This is a genomic window from Aequorivita todarodis, assembly GCF_028561335.1.
Taxonomy (GTDB): Bacteria; Bacteroidota; Bacteroidia; order Flavobacteriales; family Flavobacteriaceae; genus Aequorivita; species Aequorivita todarodis.
Genome location: NZ_JAQQTG010000020.1, coordinates 93475 through 117149, shown reverse-complemented (window position 1 = coordinate 117149; position 23675 = coordinate 93475). Strand labels below are relative to the sequence as shown.

The window sequence follows — 23675 nt, the reverse complement described above, 5'->3', positions numbered from 1 at the left end:
AAAAGCCATGTTTGAACCCGATGAGTTTATCTTTGCGAAGGTTGCCAAATTTCTAAAGCACCGAAAAAAAAGTGCGAGGGAAGCCATTGCGCACACCGTAAAGCTTTGCGAAATAAAGCCACGGCTTACGTTGATGGCACGGGCCGTAACGGGCCATCCCATCGAAATTTTTGAGGCAGAGCAGGAGGGCGGTTATAAGAACAATGCCTTCTTTTTGCCCGAACGGTTTTCGGGTTTTGATACTTCGGAAAAAAATCTTGGTTTTTACATTTTTAGGACGCTTTATCTTTCCATCCAAAAAAGTTTTCAGCTAAATTATGAATTGGGCGAGGAGCACACTTTGGAAGAAGCGCGAAAGGTTTCCGAGGAAAATTCTGAAAAAGTATTGAAGGAGATTTTCAGTCAATTCCCGGGAACGGAAACCATTTATGCCGAACTGAAATTGCTTTTTGAAGAAAATGCTTCGGAAAAAAATCTGCCCGATTATTCGTTTATTTATGGGAAATGGATGGAGAATTCCCCGGAAACTGTGAAGAAAAAGGTACTTGAGAATATTTCGGAAAAAGTAAAAATCGCCATTGAGGAAGAGATAAACACCATTTTGAAGGCCAATGCGGTGGAGGAGATAAAATCCATTGAAGTTGACAAGAAAGCGCAGGAAGATTACGTGCTTACCCACAATTTTGAAAAGGCCGAAACCGCGGAAGAGTGGGAGGGCGGTTGGCGCGATTTTGATGGCGATGACGAACTGGACGACCACGCCAATGCGCTGGAGGACTTGAATATGAAACAGACCGTGCGGGTGGACGACCCAACGCATTCCATCTATCAGGCCGAGTTTATTGAAAATACTACCATTTCGGAGAGTGCCGAATTGGAAACTTCGGGCCATCACATTTTGTATGACGAGTGGGATTATTCCAAACGCACTTACAAAGCGGATTTCTGCAAGGTTTTCCCCCAAACCCAAACCGAAACCGATTTTGATTATTACAAAAATACGCTTCGCCAGCACGCTTCCACTTTGATGGGCCTGCGGAAGATGCTCACTTCGGTAAACAATAAATACCAGCAGCAGCGCAGGCAATTGCAGGGCGAGGAATTTGATCTCGACGCGCTTACGGACCTTTACGTTGACGTCCATTCGGGCCATACGCCTTCCGAAAATATCTATCTCTCAAAACGCAAAAAGGAAAAAGACCTTTCCATTTTGATGCTTTTGGACAGTAGCCTTTCCAGCGATGGCTATGCTGCCGACAACAGGGTGATTGATGTGGAAAAACAGGTCTCCATCATTTTTGGGGAAATTTTGGAGGAATTTAATGTGGATTTTTCCATCGCCGGATTCTATTCCAAAACCCGAAACCACAGCACCTATCTAACTTTAAAGGATTTTGACGAACAGTGGCAAAAGGCAAAAAAAAAGGTGGGCGCCCTGCAGCCAAGTGGCTATACGCGCATCGGTACGGCATTGCGGCATTCGGGAGCCTTGCTCGATAAACGCGATACCAAAAACAAATGGGTCATCCTGATTTCTGACGGAAAACCCAATGATTACGACAAGTACGAGGGCAAATACGGCATTAACGATGTAAAGCAAGCACTTCGGGAATTGAACCAGCGGAACATCAATTCGTATGCCTTGGCTATTGAAGCGCAGGCAAAATATTACTTGCCACAGATGTTTGGGCAGAACCATTTCCAGATTTTGACCACGCCCGTGGAATTGCTGCAATCGCTGGTAAAACTGTACGATAAAATAAAACACCAAAGCTAAAATGGACACTACGGCCAAAATAGATTACAAAAACATTTTTTACCCACCGGGCGGCATCCTGCTGTGGATTATTATTTATTTGGAATTGGTAACCTTCGGGATTGCCCTGGTTTTTATGGGGCTGAATGCAAGGGCAGAGCCCGAACTTTTTCACGAATCCCGCCTGTTGCTCAACACGGCTTATGGCACTATAAATACTGTTTTTCTGCTCAGCAGCGGTTGGTGCATGGCGCAGTCGGTGCATTTTCTGAAATTGGGGAATTTTAGCAAAAGCAAGTTGTTTCTTCGGTTGACCATTCTCGGCGGAATGTTGTTTTTGGCCCTAAAGGCCGTGGAATACGCCGATAAGATTGAAGCTGGATTGACGATGGGCTTCAATGCTTTCTTTGGCTATTATTGGATGCTCACACTTTTTCACGTAATACACGTAGTGGTGGGGATAATTATATTGCTGGTTTTGGGAAGGACCCTCAGCAAAAAACCCCAAACTCTCAAAATTGCCGATTACGAATCGGGCGCAGCCTTTTGGCATATGTGCGATTTGATTTGGCTGTTGCTATTCCCTATAATCTATTTACTCTTTTAAAATGGAACGCACTTTTAACATCACCTGGCTTGTTTTGATTGGCCTGACCCTGCTTTCCGCGGTGTTTGCCAATCTGGATTTTACCTATGTTGCAACAATCATTTTAGGGCTTTCCTTTTTGAAATTTATAGGCGTGGCATTCTTTTTTATGGAACTTAAAAAAGCAAATGCTTTTTGGAAGGTACTGCTCGTGGCGTTTTTGACCCTTTTGCTTGTTGTGGTTTGGGCGGTTTAAAGAATTAAATAGAGAATGTTAGTTTTGAAGAAGGAGATTGGTGCTTTTCGTAGGATGCGTTGTTGGCAACTTTTTTTAAAGGTCTAAAATACCAAAAGTTTCAGTGAAGGGAACGTCAATAGAAATAATCTCAAACTTTGGATTGATTCCTTTTTTCAATAATGCGAGAGTATTTTTAGAGCGAATATCAGAAGTCACAAAATGTGTAATTGATTTATCTAAGTCAGCTTGGGCAAAGAGTTTGGAATCATTCGGTATTATTGCACGAGGTATTAGTGTTTCTTCACTAACTTTATTTTCTGCAAAGATTATATTTGCAAATTGTCCAGTTTTCTCGGCTTCTTTTAAATTGAAAGGAACAATCTGAATATTTTTTAAAGGTAAGTCTTCTAATTTTCCCAGCACACAGTATTCTGCAATTGAGATTGTTGAGACTTTTAAAACAATGTCGTTTTCTAAAAAGTATTTAAAATATCCAACTGCATTTGTATGAAGTGGGTCTTCATCGTTTAGAAGTCTAATGAAAAAACTTGTATCTAATAAGACACTATGCTTCATAACCTCCTCTTAAATTTAACAGCCATTCGTCAGCATTAATATTTTTCCAACTATCCTTGGCTTTTTTGATAAGAGAATTTAAGTAATCACTATCAAACTTCGGTTGATAATCGATAAGCTCAATTAATTGGAGTGATTTAGTATCTAATTCTCCAGTTTCTATATTTTGTTGGCCTTTGGCTCGAACACCATACTTTTTGTAAAGTAAGTTTTCCTCTCTTTCTTTTAAAAATTCTTCTCCAGTTTCTATGGACAAGTATCCAAAATCATCTGTATCTAAATGTATATTGGCTTTGCTTTTGCCACCAGCATCTTTTAAAATACCATAAAAATAAAACTCTGCATCTACCCAAATATTTTCTGTTCTGATAAATTTTGTATTTGGATTAATGGTTAATTCATAACTATCATTAAGCGATGTTTTTATTTGAAATTCGTAATTTTTTTGACGAGATAAATTTTGAATATTTTCAATTGCTCTAGCAGTCTTTAATTCAAGAAAATCGATTGACTCATTTGCCTGAATTTGTGATAAAACTGCACTAAATCCAATTACTGTTTGGATTGTGGTTTTGAACAAATGTCGAACAGAACCCTCTTGGATATCGTAGGTTATAATTGGTCTATCCTTTTTGTTAGTAGGAAATAGTAAATCCTCAACATTCTGCAATATTGATACAATATGCTTAATGTCATAGTTTTCAGGACTTAAATCTTGATTTCCAGATTTCCCAATAACACGAATTTCTATTTCTCCGATTTTTTCCACATTTCAAAGATACAATTAATTCATATCTCATTGTTAATTTTTGTTTTGGGCTAATATGTTGTACAATTTTTGGTATAAGCGCAGTAGCGGGATTTGCACACTTACTTTTCGATTTATAAATGACCTTAAATTTATAAAAACACTTTTGGTTTATGCACTTACCCGCTATTGGGTTTATACTCGTGTTGTGGTGAAATTTTTATTAAGTTTGTGATTTTGTACAAGCTATAATTCCATTAAATTTTTTCTCGTAATTATCTTTTTCCATAAAAGGGTATTTTCTTATTTTATCCTCGTATTCTCCCTTTAATAATTGGTAAAATGAATTATCTGCATTAGAATTTTTTCTTCTTTTTGTTTTATCTAAATTAAAGATTTTAGTAATTGAACTAGCAATTTTTCTTCTATCTCCCGTTTTGATTTGTGCTATCCATTCTTTTTCCTCTAATTCTAATATGAGCTCGCAAAGCTCTTGTTGAGAACCATTCCATTCAATACTTGCAATGTCATTTTCCACATAGGTTAAGGTGTTTTCAAAATTAATATTATCCGTTGAAATGGTTAGTATGTTTAGTCTTTGCTCAATAAATTCAATTAGCATTTCTAAAATTAAGTCGGAAATATTTTTATCGAGGCGAATACTCCAAAATATATCTATTTGCTTTGTCTTATCTTTTAAGACGTTTTTATAACGTTTCAGAATGTTCAATAAAATTTTGACTTCATCATTTACCCCGACAAAATAATGTTGTTTCATCGTATTGGATATGAAACTTTCATAGTTGTAAATCAATGAGTGAAAAAACTCATCCACGAATATTTCAATGGTTTCTAAGTTATTTTCTGCATTGAAATTCTTCCTTTTTTTTAGAATTTCACTATTTTTTTCCGCCGAAATAGTGCGGTCTCTGTTGACCACTTCATAATATACTTCAAAGAATTCAGATGCAAATATTGATATTCCAATTTCATTTGATGATTTTTCTATAACTAATGGAAAGTTTTGAAAAGTCAGAGAATAGTGTTGTAAAACTTCCTCTTTTTTGAAGTTCATAAGTTTCATTTTTTGCAATGGAACTACTTCAAAGTCTTTTTTCCAAAGAATTTGATTTATAGTGTCTATCTGTTTTTCGAAATGTGATTTATCTATTATCATCTTTTTTTTGTTGCAAGATAGAATTACAAATTTTGTCCGCAATTACCTTACACTTACGGTAGTTGATTTTTAAATACACTACAACAGTTAGATAAAGATAATAGTTGCATTTATACCCATTGTACCTTTATTTGATTAATTTCAAATATAACACAACTGCCCCAGTATTTCCGAACCATCGCAGTCAGCATTTTCATCAATATTAAAACTTTACCCAACCCGCACCCGTGCATCAACGGCAACAATATTTTTTCGGGTGCCAATCAACGGATTGATGTCCATCTCCGTGATTTCCGGGGCGGCTTCCACCAAAGCCGAAAGCCGTTGGATGATTTCCACAAACTGGTTTTCGTCAACGCCCTCTCGGCCCCTCGCACCTTGAATGAGTTTATACCCGCGAAGCGATTGGACCATTTGCTGGGCTTCGTTTTTTGAAATAGGGCTTAAACCCGCCGAAACATCGTTTAGCACTTCGATGAAAATCCCGCCCAAACCGCATAGAATAGTATGGTTGAAACCGGGCTCCTTCATTACGCCCACAAACAGTTCCAGTCCCGCCAGTTGCGGCTGAACCATCACCGCCGTTGCTGAATCTATTTGCATCAGCCTATCAAAAGTTTCCGAAACTTCTTCTTTTGAAGTGATATTCAGCACCACACCCTTTGCATCGCTTTTGTGGAGCGGGCCCACGACCTTCATCACCACCGGAAATTCCAGGGAATCCATTGCGGCGAGCAGTTTTTCCTTTGAATTTTCCACCAGTTCCGTAACCCTCGGAATTCCCGCCGCATCCAATAGCTTCTGCGTTTGGGTGGCACCCAAGTAACCCTCGGAGGCCGTATCGATAACGCTTCGTATTTTTTCGATGTCAATTTTCGGGAGTGAAATTGCTTCGGAAACAGGTTCCGGCGTATTGAAAACCTGGGAGAGGGCTTTCCCCAAAACCACTTCATCGGGAAAATTGATATGTCCTTTTTTCAAAAACGATTGGATTTCGCGCTGCGCGTTCACCACGGAAGGCAGCACGGGAAATATAGGCTTGTTGCAGATTTCGAGTTTGACGCTCAACACATTATAAACATTTTCCACATCAAAAAGCCCCGGACTGCCGAAAACCACGGCCATTGCGTCTATGTTGTCAAATTTGTGTTCACAATAATCGATAATGATGCCCAATTGTTCCGCAGTGCCCGTGGCCAAAAAATCGATTGGGTTGGCTACGGAAGCGCCGGGGTAGAGGAAGGTTTTCAGCTTTTCGGCATCGGGCCCTGATATTTCGGGAACTTTTAGGCCGCCTTTGGAAAGCTCATCTGCCAGCATCACCGCTGACCCTCCGGCGTGGGTGATAATGGCGATGTTTTTTCCCTCCAGTTTTTTGTAGTTGAAAATGGAGGCCACGCTTAGCAGTTCCTCACGGCTGCTGCAATACACAATCCCCGCTTTGTGGAATAGCGCGCGCACCGTCATATCGCTACTCGCAATCGCTCCGGTATGCGAGGTGGCGGCACGGCTGCCTTCGGCGGTGCTTCCTGCTTTGATGGCCGCTATTTTTGCACCTTTTTTTATGAGGGATGAAGCGTGTTTCAACAGCTTTTGCGGATTGGAAATGGTTTCGAGATACACCAATTTAATCAACGGGTCTTTTTCGGCATCGAAGTTATCATCCATATATTCCAAAATATCCTCAACGCCCGTCAGGGCTGCATTTCCAACGGAAAATACGTTCGCGAAGGAAACGCCCAGCGCCATTCCTGCTTCCATAATAAAGACTGCCGTGGCGCCCGACCCCGAGATGAGGTCGCACCCCTTTGGGTTGAATTGGGGCACGGGAGCCGTAAAAACGCCTTTGTAATTTTCGGTGATTACGCCGATGCAGTTTGGACCAACCAGGCAACCATCAACCGAACTGACCGTCGAAACTATCTGCTGCTCCCATTGTTTTCCCTGTTCGCCCGCTTCGCCAAAACCTGCGGAAATGATTATAAAAGCCTTCGTATTTTTTTCTTTGGCCAAAATTTTTACCGTTTTGGGACAATATTTTGCCGGAATGGCAAGAATGGCAAGGTCGGTTTGGGGAATTTCCTTTACTTCAGAAAAACTCTTTATGCCCTGAACCCTTTCTTCCTTTGGATTCACCGCGTAAAGATTTCCCGCAAACCCTCCGGCAAGAATATTTTTAAGCATATTGCCACCGGGTTTTTTGGTGTCATTGGAAGCACCGATTATGGCGATACTTTTCGGATTTAGTAGTTGGTTGTTGACCATATTTTTTAGAAATGATGTTGAAATGCAAAGTGAATTCGAGGGATTTTTGGGAAGTACGAAAATAAAAGATGTCTAAGTCTTAAAAACTGATAAATATCATATTTCGCACAGCAGTGAAAAGGTATTTTTATGCCCAAATAATTCAAATTGAAATGGTCTCCAATCCAAGGCCTTATATTTTCATTATGGCGATTTTGCTCGCCCTTTTCGGCTTTTATAACTATGTAATCTATAATACCGACGGCTACGTGGCCGTCGAAAAGTTATCTCCAGTGGCAGTGAAAGGCCAGCAGCTGTTCCAAAGCAACCGTTGTTGGTCCTGTCACCAATTGTACGGTTTGGGCGGGTATTTGGGCCCCGATTTGACCAATATTTATTCTACCGAAGGCAAGGGCCCAAACTATATAAAGGCTTTTTTGAACAGCGGAGTGAAGAGTATGCCGCAATTCCATTTTACAGAAGAAGAAAAGGATGCCCTCGTGGAATACCTGAAACAGGTGGATGAAACGGGCATTTACCCCAATTATGACGCCGAGATCGAGGCCACGGGCTGGGTTAAAATAAAATACCGAAATGAAGAATAAAGTGCCGCTATATTTCTTGTTGTTTGCGCTCACCGCCCTGTTTTTGGGGATGCTTTTTGGGTTAACCGCATCGTTTCAATACCTCTTGCCCGATTTTTTAAAGGAAACGATTCCCTTCTCCAAACTGCGGCCCTTTCACGTTACTTCGGAAACTTCGTGGATTGTGCTCGCCGCTACGGGCAGCATCTATTTCTTTATCGCTTGGGTTGAAAAATTTGAGCTTTTTTCTCGCAAATTGCAATCGCTGCATTTCGTACTTTTCCTGTTGACGGGCGTCGCCATTTATTTCTCTTTTGCTTTCGATTATACCGAGGGGCGCGAATATTTCGCCTTCAAACCCATTTTGATGATCCCGATATTACTGGGCTGGGTACTTTTCGGCATCAATTATTTCAAAACGCTTTACACCAATATGAAGGGCTGGCCCGTCTATTTTTGGATGTGGGGCACGGGTATCGCCTTTATGTGCTACCATTTGATGGAGGCGCATTTTTGGCTGTTCGATTTTTTTAGGCTGCATTTTATAAAGGATTTCGCCGTACAGTGGAAATCTACCGGCTCATTTACCGGTTCGTGGAATATGCTTGTTTACGGAATCTCCATCTATTTGATGTCAAAAATCAAAAAGGATACCGACGTTGCTACCAATAAAATGGCGTTTTTCTTCTACTTTTTGGGACTCACCAATTTGATGTTCGGCTGGGCGCACCACACTTATTTACTGCCCACACAGCCGTGGATCCGCTACGTTGCCTATGCGATAAGTATGACCGAGTGGATTGTTTTGGCGTCGATCATTTACAATTGGAAACGCTCCGTTTTAAAGGTGGAAAAGGAAAACCATCCCATGACATATCGGTTTCTGCTGGCAACCGATTTTTGGATTTTTATAAACATTATTTTGGCGCTGTTGTTCTCCATTCCCGCCATCAATTTCTTTACCCACGGCACGCATATTACGGTGGCGCATTCTATGGGAACCACGATAGGCATTAACACGACGATCCTTTTTTCGGCGCTCTTCTTTATTGCCCACTACGTGCGGCCAACGCTGCAAACCGATACCAAATGGGTAAAAAGGGGTTTTGTGGCATTCAATATTTCGCTGTTTATCTTTTTCGTTTCGTTGATAATTGCCGGGGCCAAGCGCAGCTACTGGATGTACGTTTCAAAGGAAGGATCGTTCGCTGAAATGCAGGATTCAATCGTGCCGTACTATATTTCATTTTTCATCTTTGGAATAGGGATTTTTGTTTCGTTGTTGATTGTTGCGACGCCTATTTTCAAAGCATTACTTCAAAAAATTAAAACTTGATTTCCGATGGATTTACATCAAAAAATAACCGAACTGAAAAAGCAGAAAAACGCAGTAATCCTCGCGCACTACTACCAAGTGCCCGAAATTCAAGAAGTGGCAGATTATGTGGGCGACAGTTTGGGCCTTTCGCAAAAAGCTGCGGAAACGGATGCCGAAATGATCGTCTTTGCCGGCGTGCATTTTATGGCGGAAACCGCAAAGATTTTGAACCCCGACAAAAAAGTTTTGTTGCCCGATTTGATGGCGGGTTGCTCGCTGGCAGATTCGTGTCCGCCCGATGCTTTCAGCACATTGGTGGAGGCGCATCCGGACCACGTGGTAATAACCTATGTGAATTGTTCTGCGGAAGTAAAGGCATTGAGCGATATTATCTGCACCTCTTCCAATGCCGAAAAAATCGTGAATTCCGTGCCGAAGGACGTTCCCATTATTTTTGCGCCCGATAAAAATTTGGGGAAATATATTCAAAAGAAAACCGGTCGGAAAATGCTGCTTTGGGACGGCGCCTGCATAGTACACGAAGCGTTTTCAATGGATAAATTGCTGAAACTTTACAAAGAGCACCCGGGTTCAAAAATTATTGCGCACCCCGAAAGTGAGAGCCATATTTTGGAGACCGCGACCTATATCGGTTCTACGGCGGGCATGATTGATTATGTGAAAAAACATCCTGCGGAAAAATTTATAGTCGCCACCGAAGCTGGAATCCTTCATAAAATGCAACAGGAAGTACCGCAAGCCGTGTTGATTCCCGCGCCTGCGGAAGAGGACAACACCTGTGCCTGCAGCGAATGCGCGTTTATGAAGATGAACACCTTGCAAAAACTGTACGACTGTCTGCTGCACGAAACTCCGCAGATAGAAGTTTCCGAGGAAATAAGAAAAAAAGCCATTCTGCCCATTGAGCGAATGCTGGAACTATCGAAATAATGCTGGAAACCAAATTTTTGATTATCGGTTCGGGCGCTGCGGGCTTGACGCTTGCGGTAAAGCTTGCGGCGGAATTTCCGAAGAAAAAAATCACGGTTGTAACCAAAGCGCACCAGTCTGAATCGAACACCAAATATGCGCAGGGCGGCGTGGCGGCGGTTTTTGACTTGAAGGAAGATTCCTTTCAAAAACACATTGAGGATACGCTGATTGCGGGCGACGGACTTTGCGACAGAGCGGTTGTGGAAATGGTCATAAAAGAAGGCCCAAAAAGATTGCGCGAACTGATGGCGTGGGGTGCCAAATTTGACACCGACGCCGACGGCGAACTCACTTTGGGCAGGGAAGGAGGCCATTCAAAATTTAGGGTAATCCACCATAAAGACACCACGGGCAACGAGATTGAAAACACGCTTTTGGAACGCGCCAATCAACTGCCAAATATAACTTTACTGCCACATCATTTTGCGATAGATTTGATAACCGAGCATCACTTTTCCGAAGAAAGGACTGAAAATCTTTCCTGTTACGGGGCCTATGTTTTGGATCAGATTTCCGGGAATATTTTTACGATAAAGGCTGACTGCACCACGCTGGCTTCCGGTGGAATGGGGCGGGTTTACGGGCACACCACCAATCCGGCCGTTGCAACGGGCGATGGCGTTGCGATGGCCTATCGCGCAAAGGCGCGCATCCAAAATATGGAGTTTATCCAGTTTCACCCCACCGCACTTTACGACGGAAACAACGGCGCTTCCTTTTTGATTTCGGAAGCGGTGCGTGGCTTCGGGGCATTTCTTCGGAATAAAAAGGGCGAACGGTTTATGTTGAAATATGACGAACGGGGCGAATTGGCTTCCCGTGATATCGTTTCGCGCGCCATAGATTCCGAAATGAAAAAATCGGGCGACGATTGTGTTTTTCTGGATTGTACGCATTTGGATATTGATGATTTCAAAAAACACTTCCCAACTATTTACGAAACCTGTTTGCAGCGAAACATCAATGTGGCAAATGATTGGATTCCCGTGGTTCCCGCATCGCATTATATGTGTGGCGGAGTGGTTGTGGATATGGATGGAAAGACTTCGGTAAAAAATCTTTTTGCCTGTGGCGAATGTTCATACACCGGCTTGCACGGCGCCAACCGACTGGCATCCAATTCGTTGTTGGAAGCTTTGGTCTATGCGGATCGCATTTTTCAGTATCTCTGTAAACATAAGCCTTCCCACACGACCAAAGCCATTCCGGAATGGAATGACGAAGGCACGGTTTTGTTGAAAGGCTCTGAAATCCTTCAGCAAAAAACGGAGCAGTTGCAACGGTTGATGCGAAGATATGCAGGCGTGGTTCGAAACAATAGCGATTTAGAAAAAGCTTCGGCACAACTGGAAATTTTGTATTTTGAAATGGAAGCACTCTACCAAAAACACAAATTGAATACTGCGCTCTCAGAGCTTCGGAATATGGTAAACGTGGCGCATTTGATTATCCAGCAATCCCTGAAACGAAAGGAAAACCGTGGGGGATATTTTAATGAAGATTATAAAAAAAGGAATGCCGTAGAATAATTTGGAAATAATAATGCCATTAAAAAGAAATAGAAATCTTCATTTTTTTGCCTCTGTCCTAAAGGATGAAAAATGAAGATTTCTATGATTTCCCTTTAGGGTTAGGGTACAAAATCATAGAAATCTGAATCCCAAATTATCTTATAACAAAATCTAAAAAAGTAAAAAAATAAGATGAAAAATTTAATAGAAAACTCCGTAAAAAAAGCAATGGATTATTCCGAATACAACTTGCTTTTCAAACAATTGGTGGCGGAAGGCCGCACCACTGGCGAAGAAACCCAAGAAAAGATTGATTATACAAAACTGAACTTCAGCCGTACCAAGCGATTGGACAAAACCGCTGAAATTCCGGAAGAAAGCATGGAGGTTTTCAAAAACATTTCTGAAAAACAGACGTGGCTGGTAATTAGCGAACCATGGTGTGGCGATGCGGCGCAAACGCTTCCATTCCTAAACAAAATTGCACAACTTTCAGAAAACATCGACTTGAAAATTGTGCTTCGAGATGAAAATCCGGAATTGATGGATGAATTTTTAACCAATGGTTCGCGCTCCATCCCCGTGGTTATTATGCTTGATGAAGCTTTCAACGTACTTCAAACTTGGGGTCCACGTTCCAAGGCTGCGACAAAATTGGTTGCCGATTACAAGGAACATCACGGAAAGATTGACGATGCCTTTAAGGAAATGCTGCAAGTGTGGTACAATAATGATAAAGGAGTTTCAATAATTAATGATATTTTGGAAACCCTGAATGTAAAAGCGTAAAAGGAATCAAGACGACGATTTGACCCCCGACCGCTTCGCTACACGACCCACGACAAAAAGAATAATTACTATCACTCGGGTTTCAAACCGTTGTGCTTCCAACAGTCGTAATTTCAACCGTCGTGGCTCAAAAGTTCAATTTCCAAAAAATCTGACTAAAATCATTTTAGAAGCAGATAAGATTCCCAACCTTTGCATTATTATTAACTAAACATCCGACCCGGATTCCCCCTTTGGGGTAAGGGGGCTAATTATGCAAATCGTTTCCGCCCAAGAGGCCGTATCCATAGTAAAATCAAATAATCGCGTATTTTTTCAGGGCGCGGCAATGACGCCCAATTTGTTGATAGACACTTTGTGTGAGCGTTATCGCGAGCTGAAAAATGTTGAGATAATCCAAATCCACACCCACGGGGAGGCCAAATACACCCAGGCGCCTTACACGGAGGCTTTTAAGCTTTCCAGTTGTTTTGTGGGCGATAATGTTCGGAAAGGAGTCAATACAATCCACGGCGATTATATTCCAGTCTTTTTAAGTGAAATCCATTGGCTTTTCAGAAGAAATATTCTTCCCTTGGATGTGGCTTTCATTCAGGTTTCACCGCCGGATAAGCACGGGTATTGTTCGCTTGGCGTTTCGGTTGATGTTACCCTGCCCGCCATCCAGACTGCAAAACATGTAGTTGCCCTAATCAATCCGAACGTACCAAGAACCCACGGCGATGGCATTATTCATATAAATAATGTAGATTTCGGGGTCGAAATAGATACGCCTATTTACGCTTCAATTTTAGGAGAAACTTCTGAAATCGAGGCTACCATAGGAAGAAATGTTGCTGAATTGGTGGAAGATGGCGCCACGCTTCAAATGGGCATCGGCAATATTCCAAATGCGGTGCTCCACAACCTGGGCAACCATAAACGATTGGGAATCCACACTGAAATGTTCAGCGACGGCATTCTTCCATTGGTAGAAAAAGGAATAATTACCGGCGAGGACAAGGAAATAAAAACCGGGAAAATAGTTACCTGTTTCGCAATGGGAACCAAAAAATTATACGACTTTATTGACGACAACCCGATTGTGCATTTCAAGGAAGCAGGTTATACCAATGATACTGCCATTATTCGCCGAAACCCGAAAGTTACGGCAATAAACAGCGCCATTGAGATTGATTTGACCGGCCAGGTTTGTGCGGATAGCATCGGGATGTACCAATATTCCGGCGTGGGCGGACAGATGGATTTTATCCGTGGCGCCTCGCTTTCAGAAGGCGGGAAGCCCATAATTGCGATGCCGTCGATAACCAATAAAGGCATTTCCAAAATTACCCCTTTTTTAAAGGAAGGCGCCAGCGTTACAACCACTAGGGCGCACGTGCATTATGTGGTTACGGAGTACGGAGTGGTGAATCTTTTCGGAAAGGGATTGGAACAACGTGCCAAAGCGCTTATTTCCATTGCCCATCCCGACCATCGGGAAGCCTTGGAGAAGGCTGCGAAACAACGATTTCATTAACTTTTATTTGAATATTTTTTTGTTTTCAACAACTTAAGACACTCCATACATAGACTTTAAGGTGTTTTTATACTTTTTAATTGCTGGAATTTTTTAAATTTGAACAAAACAAAAAATATGTTCTCAAAAGCGTGCGAATACGGAATAAGATCTGTCCTCTTCATTGCGGAGCAATCCCAACTGGATAGAAGACCCAATATTGTCGAAATTGCCAAAGCTGTTGATTCCCCGGAACCATTTACCGCTAAAATCTGCCAACAACTTGCACGTTCAGGGATAATTCTTTCAAAGAAAGGTCCCAATGGCGGTTTCTATTTGGAAAAGAAATCCAAACTCACACTTGCGGAAATAGTTGCCTGTATTGATGGGGATTCCATTTTTAAAGGTTGCAGTTTAGGGCTCCCCGAATGTTCCTCAGAACATCCCTGTCCGGTCCATGATCAGTTTAATGATGTTCGGGAGGGTTTGAAAAATATGTGTGAAAATACCACCGTAATGCAACTTTCTGAAAAACTTCGGAACGGGGAAACATTTCTGAAACTATAATCACTTTAAAACCAACTGCCATCGTGCTGAAATAATTTATTTCTGATAACTTTATCAGAAATAGGAATTTTATGTACCTTTGCTCAATATAAAATTGGTAATGTTTTCGAAAGCGTGTCAATATGGAATAAAAGCGTCGGTATATATTGCCTCGCAATCCTCTTTGGGAAATCGCGTTAGTTTAAAGGACATCGCTTATAATGTCAATTCCCCAGAAGCATTTACCGCAAAAATCCTGCATCAATTGGCCAAGCGGGATATTCTCCATTCGCTGAAGGGGCCCACGGGCGGTTTTGTAATTCCTAAGGGTAGGGCAGAGGCCATTAAGTTGAGCGATATTGTTTCTGCCATAGACGGTGATTCCATATATATGGGCTGCGCTCTCGGGTTTGATTCCTGCGATGCGAACCAACCGTGCCTAATGCACAACAAGTTTGCGGGAATACGGGACAATTTGAAAAAAATGCTTCAAAATACCAGTCTCTATGAACTTGCCCACGGCGTGGATGATGGAATGTCCTTTTTAAAGCGATAAAAAATTTTACAACTATTTATGACAAAATGGTAATAAAATGGAAGCAATACACAAACCTGAAATGATCCCCTTAAAAAACGGTAAGGTCTTTAAAACCTTGAAAGTAACCGCAAAGGCTGGGATGGAAATGCCACTGCACCATAGCACCCGCGAGGCCGTAATCGTTGTTTTAAAGGGTGAAGCCAACTTAATAATGCCGGAAGAGACCTATACACTTTTTGCGGGTATAACCTTTATCATTCCGGCTATGGTGGCGCATAGTCTGGAAATAAAATCCGATTTTCACGCCATTGCCATTATGGAAAGTAATTCGAAAATTGAATTTGAAAGTTAAACCCTCTTTAACTAAAATCGGGTTGAAGAATTGTTAAATTTAAACTCACAATGATGGAAAAGAAAGATATATTCCCCGAAACCACTCGCGAACTGGCACAAAAAAAGGCGGCTTTGGCTCCCAAGAATATTGAGGCCTGGCGTAATTTCAGCAAGACCGTTTTTGAAGCCGGCGCCCTTGACGAAAAGACAAAACAATTGATTGCCGTGGCCGTTGCGCACGTTACCCAATGCCCTTATTGCATCCGTGCGCATACCCCGCAGGCCCTGCGCAAAGGCGCGAGCAAGGCGGAAATTATGGAAGCCATTTGGGTCGCTTCCGAAATGCGCGCCGGGGCGGCCTATGCCCACGCTACCATTGCCATGGAAGAAATGGAACAATATAAAGATTGATTTTTTTTGAAACTTGGGGCGCAGGGAGGCATCAAACAAATAAACCGTTTTAGTATGAAAAATGAACCTGTAAAAATCAAAACAATTGAGCACCACACCCACGATGTGCTGCACATTGTAACAGAAAAACCCGCGGGCGTGGATTTTATCCCCGGCCAGGCCACCGAAATTTTTATTGACAAACAGGGCTGGCAAAATGAAGGGAGGCCTTTTACATTTACCTGTCTTCCCGAAGATGATTATCTGGAATTTATGATAAAGACCTATCCCGAACACAAAGGGGTTACCAATGAATTGCTCAGTTTGAAGCCAGGGGACAACCTAATAGTAAACGATATCTTTGGGGCAATCCAATACAAAGGCGAAGGTACTTTTATTGCCGGTGGGGCAGGGGTTACGCCCTTTATTGCCATTCTTCGGGAATTGCGAAAAAAAGGAAATTTGGGCAACAATAAACTTCTTTTTGCCAATAAAACCGCTTCCGATATTATCTTAAAAAATGAATTTGAGAAAATGCTCGGAAATAATTTCATAAATATCCTTTCCGAGGAAAAAACCGATAAATATGCGCACGGCCAGATTTCAGAAGCGTTTATAAAGCAAAATGCCTCGCCAGTGGATTCGTATTTCTATCTCTGTGGGCCACCGCCAATGATGGAGGCGGTTGAAAAACAATTGGTCAACCTCAATGTTTCAAAGGACAAAATCGTAACGGAAGATTTTGATTAAAAAAATAACGGAAATGCAGAAACGATTGGATTATTACAAAACAGACCCCAAGGCCATTGCGGGAATGTTGGAACTTGAAAAATATGTAGCGGCCTCGGGCTTGGAGAAAAATCTCTACCATCTGGTAAAAATGCGCGCATCCCAAATCAACGGTTGTGCCTACTGTATCGATATGCACTCCAAGGATGCCCGTAAAGCTGGTGAAACGGAGCAACGGCTCTACGGTTTATCCGCTTGGCGCGAAACGTCCTATTATTCCGAAAGGGAGCGAGCGGCACTGGCCTGGACCGAGGCGTTGACCTTGATTTCCCAAAACGAAATTTCAGATGGACTGTATGCATCGGTTGCCGAACATTTTAGTGAAAAAGAGCATTTGGAGCTAACCATGGCCATTGTTGCAATCAACGGTTGGAACCGCTTGGCTATTGGTTTTCGCGTAGAACCGGGCAGCTATAATCCATAAATTTTCAAATGGAACTAAAAGATAAAATAGCAATCGTTACCGGCGCCAGCAGTGGGCTGGGGGCAGCCATTTCCAAAGCATTGGCGGCAGCGGGCGCAACGGTTTTTGGACTTGCCCGTAATAACGATGCGCTTCAAAAATCGCAAAAAAGTATCGGCCGTAAATTCATTCCCGTAAAGCTTGATATTTCTGATGGAAAAGCTGTAAAAAATTGGATCGACAAAACTTTTTCCGAACAAAATTCCCCGGATATTCTTATCAACAATGCGGGCGCGGGTTCTTTCGGAAAGATAGACGAAATGCCTGCAGGCGAATGGTACAAAATGATAAACACCAACCTGAATGGAATGTACAGTATCACTTCAGAAGTCGTAAAACTTATGAAGCCAAAAAAAGACAGTGCACATATAGTAAATATCGGTTCCATTCTCGGCATTACCACCCGCGCCGAAGGTGCCGCCTATTCTGCTACAAAATATGGCATCAATGGTTTTAGCGAAGCACTTTTTAAGGAATTAAGGGTATATAATATTAAGGTTACTTGTTTAAATCCCGGTTCTATAGACACTTCTTTTTTTAAGAGTTCTGGAATAGAGGCCCATGGAAACATGCTTCAGCCAGAAGATATTGCCTCTACGTTGTTGCACATTTTGAAGACACCGGACAATATGCTAATAAGTGAAATGACCGTTAGGCCACTTAACCCAAAGGCACCGGATAAAAATTGGCATAGGACGAAAAGACACAGCATATAAGAATATTTGAATGGTATAGAAAAATTCATATATAATCGAGTCTTTAGTCTGTTAGAATAAACAATCATTTTTTAAATCTATATAAATGGGTTATATTCATCGTTTACTGACATTTTTTCGGAAGGAACCGAAAGAAATATCCAAAGAAGCGGTTGGCGAAAAAAACTGTCCTTTTTGTTGGGGCTATCAGGAATATGATGATAAAATCCGCCTAATGCCCAAGGACAAACAGATAGATGTAAAAAACCATCGGGACAAATACGTTAAAGTCGGGAAATTCATGGTGGAGCACGTGGACGGATTTAAAAACAAAAAACGAATTGTGGAACGTTGCCCAAAATGTGGCGGCAAACACATAAAATATATAGAAAACCCTTAAATCTATGGAGAAGAAAAAACCTATTAAACGCCATCAGGCATTGATACCATTAAGCCGGCAACACCATTTTGGCCTACTGTTCAGTTGGAAACTGCGGAAAGGTTTCAGTAAGAATATTGAGACCGAACGCCTGCAGGAATACGCAAAGTGGTTTTATGAAAACGAAATAAAGCCCCATTTTAGGGATGAGGAAAAATATCTTTTCCCGATACTTGAAAAAGATAATGAATTAATTGAACGCGCCCTAAAGGAACACCGACGGATAAAACGACTTTTCAATGATACAAAAAACCCTGAAAAGTCGCTCCACCATTTGGAAGAGGAACTCGATGCGCACATCCGGTTTGAGGAACGGGTGCTTTTTAACGAAATACAGCAAGTGGCTACGAAGGCACAACTGGAGAAAATAGAGGAAATACACAGCGAATTGGGAAAACCTCCCGATTATCACGATCCTTTTTGGGAATAGCATCTGTTGCTTAAATGCTATTAAGTATTAGCGAGTTAACGGCCAATCCTTATTTCTGATAAAAATGTCATTTTATGATTTAAGTCATACTTTGTTCCTTTTTTTCTGTTGAAATTTGCACCAATAATATTCACTAAAAGTTTAAAAATTATGACAACACTCCAAGAACGTACCGTAGCCGATGTGGTTACCGAAAACATAAAGGCCGCACATATATTCAAAAAGCATGGCATCGATTTTTGCTGCGGCGGAGGCATCAGTATTGCCCGCGCCTGCGAAAAGGCCAAAGTAGATCCATCAATTTTGGAAGAGGAGCTATTAAACCTCGACAAAGTACAGGACCGTGCCCACGATTATAACAGTTGGAAGTTGGACTTTTTGGCCGACCATATTATAAACGTACACCATACCTATGTAGAGGAAAGCAGTCCCTTGCTTTTGCAATATTCAAAACGAGTGAACCACGTACACGGTCACCATTATACCGAACTTGCCGAAATTGAGGCTTTGGTAACACAAGTGGTTCAAGCTATGGCGGCACACCAGAGAAAGGAAGAATTGATCCTGTTCCCTTTCATCAAAAAACTGGTAACTGCAGAGCGCGAAAACGGCGAAGTACCCGCAATCCATTTTGGCACTGTGGAAAACCCCATAAAAATGATGGAGGAAGAACACGAGGAAGCTGGCGAGATTTTGCGCAAGATTTCAAAATTGAGCAACAACTTTACTCCACCACAGGGCGCCTGTAACACGTATCGCGCATTTTATGCAAAGCTCGACGAGTTTGAGCAGGACCTGCACCAGCACATCCACTTGGAAAATAATATCCTTTTCCCAAAGGCCTTGAATTTGGAAAAGAAACTTAAAAGAAACTAACGCTATAAAAGAGTATTCCCATCCCCAAATCTTGATTTTTATTTGATTGGTTTTCAGGACAGTTCGGAAAATTGGCAACTTTGAATGTTTGCTGCCATATTCCGGACTGTTTTTTTAATTTTACGGCTTGGTAGATTTAAAGAAACATATAGGCATAGCCTTGGCTTATTTTTTGATCGTAGCATTAATGGGCGTTTTGCTGAGGTTCTATGTTGTTGCATCTCTTCCTTTCAATTATAAATTTCTCCTTCACGCACATTCCCACACGGCTTTGCTGGGCTGGATTTATTTAGGGCTGACCACTTTAATCTATAAAATTTTCCTTTCCGAAGCACAAAAGCCGAAACTGTACAAACGTATTTTTTTGTTTACAAATCTTTGTATTGTGGGAATGCTTGTAACTTTTCCCATTCAGGGGTATGCGTTGTATTCCATTATTTTCTCCACGTTGTTTTTGTTCGCTTCCTATTGGTTTGCCTGGTTTGCAATGAAATATATTCCGAAGCATTTTAAACAGCGATTTTCCTGGAAACTCATAAAAACCGCGCTGTGGTATCTGGTTATTTCCAGTATTGGCCCGTGGGCAATCGGGGGCGTGATGGCCACTCTGGGTCCGGAATCCATTTGGTACAAATCCTCTATTTATTTTTATCTGCATTTTCAGTATAACGGTTGGTTCCTAATTGCTTTGTTGGGCGTTTTGTTCTATGTTTTTGAGGAAAAGGGAATCCACTTCAACCCCGAAAAATTGAAATCGTTTTTTCTGCTTTTGAATTTTGGAGTGATACTTACGGTCTTTCTTTCCTTTCTTTGGTTTGTGCCGCCCACGGTTATTTACCTTTTGGGACTGGCCGGCGCCGTGGCCCAGCTTTTGGCATTTTTTGAACTTTATTCATTGTTTAAAAACCATTTTTCGGTTTTGAGAACTGAATTTGGCCCAGCCTGTTTTTTTCTTTTGAAATTTGCCGGAGCCTTGCTCGCTTTAAAGATTTTGATGCAGCTTTTCTCTGCTTTTCCCTACATCGCAAACTTAGCTTTTCGATTGAAGGATTTTGTAATCGGCTATTTGCATATGGTTTTCCTCGGCATCGTAATAATGGCAATGCTCGGCTTTTTGGAATATTTCAAATTGATAAAACTGTCCAAAAACTTTTTGTGGATTTTCTTTTTCGCTTTCATCAGCACCGAGCTACTTATTTTCTATAAAGCCTTTGCGCTTTGGCTGGGCCTGCCTTTTTTCGTCGAATATTATTGGCTGTTGGCCATTTTAAGCTGTGCCTTTCCGCTGGCGGTGGGAATTTTATTTTTCAGAAACATTAAAAGTTCATATCTTTCTGCTTAAGGCAAAATAATCGTGCGAACGGTTATTTCAGAATAAGATAAAAGCTGATAATTGTCATTTCTCGAAACCAAATCTCTTGCAACCTTTGCAACAGGTATAACGAGCAATTTTTTAGATTGATGGTAAACTGTTTTCATTGTGGTGATACGTGTTTGGACGTTGAAATCAAACATGAGGATAAATCCTTCTGCTGTCACGGCTGCAAGACGGTTTTTGATATTCTGCACGACAACGATTTAAGCTATTATTACGATCTGGAAAATACGCCCGGCATTTCCCCAAAGGAAATTGCGGGGAAATATGATTTTCTCGACAATGGGGCAATTGTGGAAAAATTGCTGGAATTTAACGACGGCAATACGCAGATCGTTTCTTTTTTGATTCCTTCCATCCATTGCAGTAGTTGCATTTGGATATTGGAAAATCTCAATAAACTAAATCCTTCCGTTAAATCCTCACAGGTTAACTTTCCCGAAAAAACGGTACGGATTACTTTTTCTGCTGAAGAGAATTCGCTTAAAAATTTAGTAATTCTTTTAAGCCGAATAGGTTACGAACCCTATATTTCGCTGGACGATTCCGAAAAAAAGGAAAAATATATCAACCGAAGCCTTATCTACAAACTTGGCATAGCGGGATTTGCCTTTGGAAATATTATGTTCCTCTCATTTCCTGAATATTTTGAGCATTCCGAATTCTGGTTGGACCAGTTTAAGCCGTTTTTCCGCTGGTTGATGTTCGCGTTTTCGCTGCCCGTGGTCTTTTACTCAGGAAGCGGGTATTTTACTTCTGCATATAAAGGACTTCGTTCAAAAATTCTAAACATAGACGTTCCCATCGCTTTGGGCATCGCGGTGCTTTTTATACGAAGCACGATAGACATAGTATTCGACTTGGGCACTGGCTTTTTTGACAGTCTCTCGGGCTTGGTTTTCTTTTTATTGCTTGGGAAATTTTTTCAGCAGAAAACCTACAGCTACCTTTCCTTTGAGCGGGATTACAAATCGTATTTCCCAATTGCCGTTACAAGACTTTTTAAAAATGCCGAAGGAAACACCATCGAGGAACAAGCAGAGGTTTATACCGTACAGAAAGGCGACCGCTTATTGATTCGAAACAACGAAATAATTCCCGTGGATGCTATTTTAATTAAGGGAAATGCACTCATTGATTACAGTTTTGTTACCGGTGAAGCGGAGCCTATTTCAAAACAGAGTGGTGATAAACTTTTTGCGGGCGGCAAGCAACAAGCCGGTATTTTGGAAGTGGAAGTTCTGAAACCCGTAGCCCAAAGTTACCTTACCCAATTGTGGAGCAACGACGTTTTCAGCAAGGATAAATCCGGCATTTTTGAATCGATTACGGACAGTATCAGCAAACGATTTACTGTCGTTCTACTTACCATAGCATTTATTTCTACCATTTTTTGGCTTGTGGTCGATCCTTCCAAAGCCTTTAATGTGTTCACCTCGGTTTTGATCGTGGCCTGTCCGTGCGCCATTGCCCTTGCCGCGCCATTCACTTTGGGCAATGTGCTGCGCATTTTCGGAAGGGAAAAACTCTATTTGAAGGAAGCCTCAGTAATCGAACAAATGGCGAAGCTGGACACCGTGGTTTTTGACAAAACGGGAACCCTCACTACCAACCAAAAAAATATGATTAGCTATGAAGGTATTGCGCTTTCAGAGGAAGAAAAGCAATTGCTCACGAGTACACTTCGGGCGTCGAGCCATCCCTTGAGCCGCTCGCTTTACAATATGCTCGACAAAAATAATATCCAAACCTTGGATGAATTTGAAGAAGAAGTAGGGAAGGGGATTTCCGCAACTGCTAAAAACAATTCCATAAAAGTGGGATCCTATGAATTTGTGGGGTATTATGATGAATTGACTTCCGAAGTAAAAAATAGAACTACCGTCCATATTAGCGCCAACCAGGTTTACAAGGGTTGTTACATATTCAACAGTGAGTACAGAAACGGTGTTGCTGAAATTTTTGAACAGTTGGGTACCGATAAAGATGTGGTTGTCCTTTCGGGCGACAACGAAGGCGAGCGTGAACGGCTGGAAGAATTACTGCCCAAAGGCACAAAACTATATTTCAACCAAAAACCGGACGACAAGTTGAATTTTATAAAAGCCCTTCAGCAAAAAGGAAAGCAGGTACTTATGATTGGTGATGGTTTGAACGATGCCGGTGCCTTAAAACAGAGCAATGTAGGTTTTGTGATTTCGGAAAACACAAACGTCTTTTCCCCAGCTTGCGATGGGATCTTGGACGCTACCCGATTTAATAAAATAGGGGATTTTTTGAATTTTTCGAAAAAGGGTATAAAGATTATCAAATGGGCATTTTTATTTTCCCTATTTTACAATCTAATAGGGTTGACATTTGCGGTTACGGGACATTTAAAACCAGTGGTTGCTGCTATTTTGATGCCCCTAAGTTCAATAAGTATTGTTATTTTTACAACAATAGCTACCCAATATGCGGGAAAGAAATTAAGAACGAATATAAATAAGTAAAATTGACGAATGTCATATTTTAAAGGCGTTTGCAATAATATTTTTGAATCATAATTTTCAGGTATGACCATAATTTATATGCTATTGGCAATCAGCGTTTTTGTGGCGCTCATTTTTTTTGCGCTATTTATCTATTCCGTAAAGAAAGGCCAGTATGACGATACCTATACGCCTTCCGTCCGTATGCTTTTTGAGGATGAACTGGTAAAGGAAGGCAGCGCGAACATAAAAAACACTTCAAAAAAAACCATAACCAAACCAGAAACCGAGCCTGCCACCTGGCAGGAATAA

The 23675-nt window shown here is 41.5% G+C and carries 26 protein-coding genes; 22 read left to right on the top strand and 4 right to left on the bottom strand.

Translation table 11 applies throughout. The features are described from left to right. Positions 1–7 precede the first annotated feature (7 nt). From POV26_RS09780 to POV26_RS09770, 3 genes are read left to right on the top strand one after another with little or no spacing between them, the layout of a single operon-like run. Positions 8–1777: a nitric oxide reductase activation protein NorD gene (locus POV26_RS09780; RefSeq protein WP_272856293.1), complete on the top strand. Its 1770-nt coding sequence runs from the start codon at positions 8–10 to the stop codon at positions 1775–1777. 1 nt (position 1778) lies between these two features. After that, positions 1779–2363, top strand: a complete 585-nt coding sequence (locus tag POV26_RS09775; protein ID WP_272856292.1) for a cytochrome c oxidase subunit 3 — start codon at positions 1779–1781, stop codon at positions 2361–2363. Between the two features lies 1 nt (position 2364). Further along, the gene (locus tag POV26_RS09770) at positions 2365–2598 is read left to right on the top strand and encodes a cytochrome C oxidase subunit IV family protein (protein ID WP_272856291.1); all 234 of its coding nucleotides are present in this window, start codon (positions 2365–2367) and stop codon (positions 2596–2598) included. Between the two features lie 75 nt (positions 2599–2673). Here the strand turns inward: POV26_RS09770 and POV26_RS09765 are convergent, their stop codons facing one another. The 4 genes from POV26_RS09765 to POV26_RS09750 all read right to left on the bottom strand — a co-directional run bounded on the left by POV26_RS09765 (position 2674) and on the right by POV26_RS09750 (position 7346). After that, the gene (locus POV26_RS09765) at positions 2674–3156 is read right to left on the bottom strand and encodes a hypothetical protein (protein ID WP_272856290.1); all 483 of its coding nucleotides are present in this window, start codon (positions 3154–3156) and stop codon (positions 2674–2676) included. After that, positions 3146–3925 (bottom strand): hypothetical protein, encoded by a 780-nt coding sequence (locus POV26_RS09760; RefSeq protein ID WP_272856289.1) that lies wholly within the window; start codon positions 3923–3925, stop codon positions 3146–3148. The genes POV26_RS09765 and POV26_RS09760 overlap by 11 nt, the downstream gene beginning before the upstream one ends. A 202-nt stretch (positions 3926–4127) precedes the next feature. Beyond that, entirely contained in the window at positions 4128–5081 is a 954-nt protein-coding gene (locus POV26_RS09755; RefSeq protein ID WP_272856288.1) for a hypothetical protein, read from the bottom strand. A gap of 210 nt (positions 5082–5291) precedes the next feature. Further along, positions 5292–7346: an acetate--CoA ligase family protein gene (locus POV26_RS09750; RefSeq protein ID WP_272856287.1), complete on the bottom strand. Its 2055-nt coding sequence runs from the start codon at positions 7344–7346 to the stop codon at positions 5292–5294. 113 nt (positions 7347–7459) lie between these two features. Between POV26_RS09750 and POV26_RS09745 the strand changes: the two genes are divergently transcribed. From POV26_RS09745 to ccoS, 19 genes are all read left to right on the top strand, one after another. Beyond that, the gene (locus tag POV26_RS09745) at positions 7460–7930 is read left to right on the top strand and encodes a c-type cytochrome (protein ID WP_272856286.1); all 471 of its coding nucleotides are present in this window, start codon (positions 7460–7462) and stop codon (positions 7928–7930) included. Continuing rightward, positions 7920–9245, top strand: a complete 1326-nt coding sequence (locus tag POV26_RS09740; protein ID WP_272856285.1) for a cbb3-type cytochrome c oxidase subunit I — start codon at positions 7920–7922, stop codon at positions 9243–9245. The genes POV26_RS09745 and POV26_RS09740 overlap by 11 nt, the downstream gene beginning before the upstream one ends. 6 nt (positions 9246–9251) lie before the next feature. Then, the gene (gene nadA, locus POV26_RS09735) at positions 9252–10178 is read left to right on the top strand and encodes a quinolinate synthase NadA (RefSeq protein ID WP_272856284.1); all 927 of its coding nucleotides are present in this window, start codon (positions 9252–9254) and stop codon (positions 10176–10178) included. Next, a complete protein-coding gene (gene nadB, locus POV26_RS09730) occupies positions 10178–11749 on the top strand; it encodes an L-aspartate oxidase (RefSeq protein WP_272856283.1) in 1572 nt (523 codons plus the stop codon). The genes nadA and nadB overlap by 1 nt, the downstream gene beginning before the upstream one ends. Positions 11750–11923: 174 nt before the next feature. Beyond that, a complete protein-coding gene (locus POV26_RS09725; RefSeq protein ID WP_272856282.1) occupies positions 11924–12520 on the top strand; it encodes a thioredoxin family protein in 597 nt (198 codons plus the stop codon). Positions 12521–12773: 253 nt separating this feature from the next. Next, positions 12774–14039 carry an acetyl-CoA hydrolase/transferase family protein gene (locus tag POV26_RS09720; RefSeq protein ID WP_272856281.1) on the top strand — a complete coding sequence of 422 codons (1266 nt, stop codon included), beginning with the start codon at positions 12774–12776 and terminating at the stop codon, positions 14037–14039. 117 nt (positions 14040–14156) lie between these two features. Further along, entirely contained in the window at positions 14157–14585 is a 429-nt protein-coding gene (locus POV26_RS09715) for an RrF2 family transcriptional regulator (RefSeq protein WP_272856424.1), read from the top strand. A gap of 100 nt (positions 14586–14685) precedes the next feature. Further along, positions 14686–15120: an RrF2 family transcriptional regulator gene (locus POV26_RS09710; RefSeq protein ID WP_272856280.1), complete on the top strand. Its 435-nt coding sequence runs from the start codon at positions 14686–14688 to the stop codon at positions 15118–15120. Between the two features lie 37 nt (positions 15121–15157). Then, entirely contained in the window at positions 15158–15454 is a 297-nt protein-coding gene (locus POV26_RS09705; RefSeq protein ID WP_272856279.1) for a cupin domain-containing protein, read from the top strand. Positions 15455–15504: 50 nt separating this feature from the next. Continuing rightward, the gene (locus POV26_RS09700) at positions 15505–15846 is read left to right on the top strand and encodes a carboxymuconolactone decarboxylase family protein (RefSeq protein ID WP_272856278.1); all 342 of its coding nucleotides are present in this window, start codon (positions 15505–15507) and stop codon (positions 15844–15846) included. Between the two features lie 54 nt (positions 15847–15900). After that, complete coding sequence (locus tag POV26_RS09695) at positions 15901–16575, top strand: ferredoxin reductase domain-containing protein (RefSeq protein ID WP_272856277.1); 675 nt, start codon at positions 15901–15903, stop codon at positions 16573–16575. A 13-nt stretch (positions 16576–16588) separates the two neighbouring features. Further along, positions 16589–17038 (top strand): carboxymuconolactone decarboxylase family protein, encoded by a 450-nt coding sequence (locus tag POV26_RS09690; protein WP_272856276.1) that lies wholly within the window; start codon positions 16589–16591, stop codon positions 17036–17038. A gap of 8 nt (positions 17039–17046) precedes the next feature. Beyond that, on the top strand, positions 17047–17793 hold the full coding sequence (locus POV26_RS09685; RefSeq protein WP_272856275.1) for an SDR family oxidoreductase: 747 nt from the start codon (positions 17047–17049) through the stop codon (positions 17791–17793). 85 nt (positions 17794–17878) lie between these two features. Then, positions 17879–18172 (top strand): hypothetical protein, encoded by a 294-nt coding sequence (locus POV26_RS09680; protein ID WP_272856274.1) that lies wholly within the window; start codon positions 17879–17881, stop codon positions 18170–18172. A 4-nt stretch (positions 18173–18176) separates the two neighbouring features. Continuing rightward, entirely contained in the window at positions 18177–18641 is a 465-nt protein-coding gene (locus tag POV26_RS09675; RefSeq protein ID WP_272856273.1) for a hemerythrin domain-containing protein, read from the top strand. Positions 18642–18791: 150 nt separating this feature from the next. Then, positions 18792–19517: an iron-sulfur cluster repair di-iron protein gene (gene ric / locus POV26_RS09670; protein ID WP_272856272.1), complete on the top strand. Its 726-nt coding sequence runs from the start codon at positions 18792–18794 to the stop codon at positions 19515–19517. 127 nt (positions 19518–19644) lie between these two features. Then, positions 19645–20859 carry a hypothetical protein gene (locus POV26_RS09665; protein ID WP_272856271.1) on the top strand — a complete coding sequence of 405 codons (1215 nt, stop codon included), beginning with the start codon at positions 19645–19647 and terminating at the stop codon, positions 20857–20859. Between the two features lie 119 nt (positions 20860–20978). Then, on the top strand, positions 20979–23384 hold the full coding sequence (locus POV26_RS09660) for a heavy metal translocating P-type ATPase (protein ID WP_272856270.1): 2406 nt from the start codon (positions 20979–20981) through the stop codon (positions 23382–23384). 63 nt (positions 23385–23447) lie between these two features. Continuing rightward, positions 23448–23675 carry a cbb3-type cytochrome oxidase assembly protein CcoS gene (ccoS, locus tag POV26_RS09655; protein ID WP_062619247.1) on the top strand — a complete coding sequence of 76 codons (228 nt, stop codon included), beginning with the start codon at positions 23448–23450 and terminating at the stop codon, positions 23673–23675.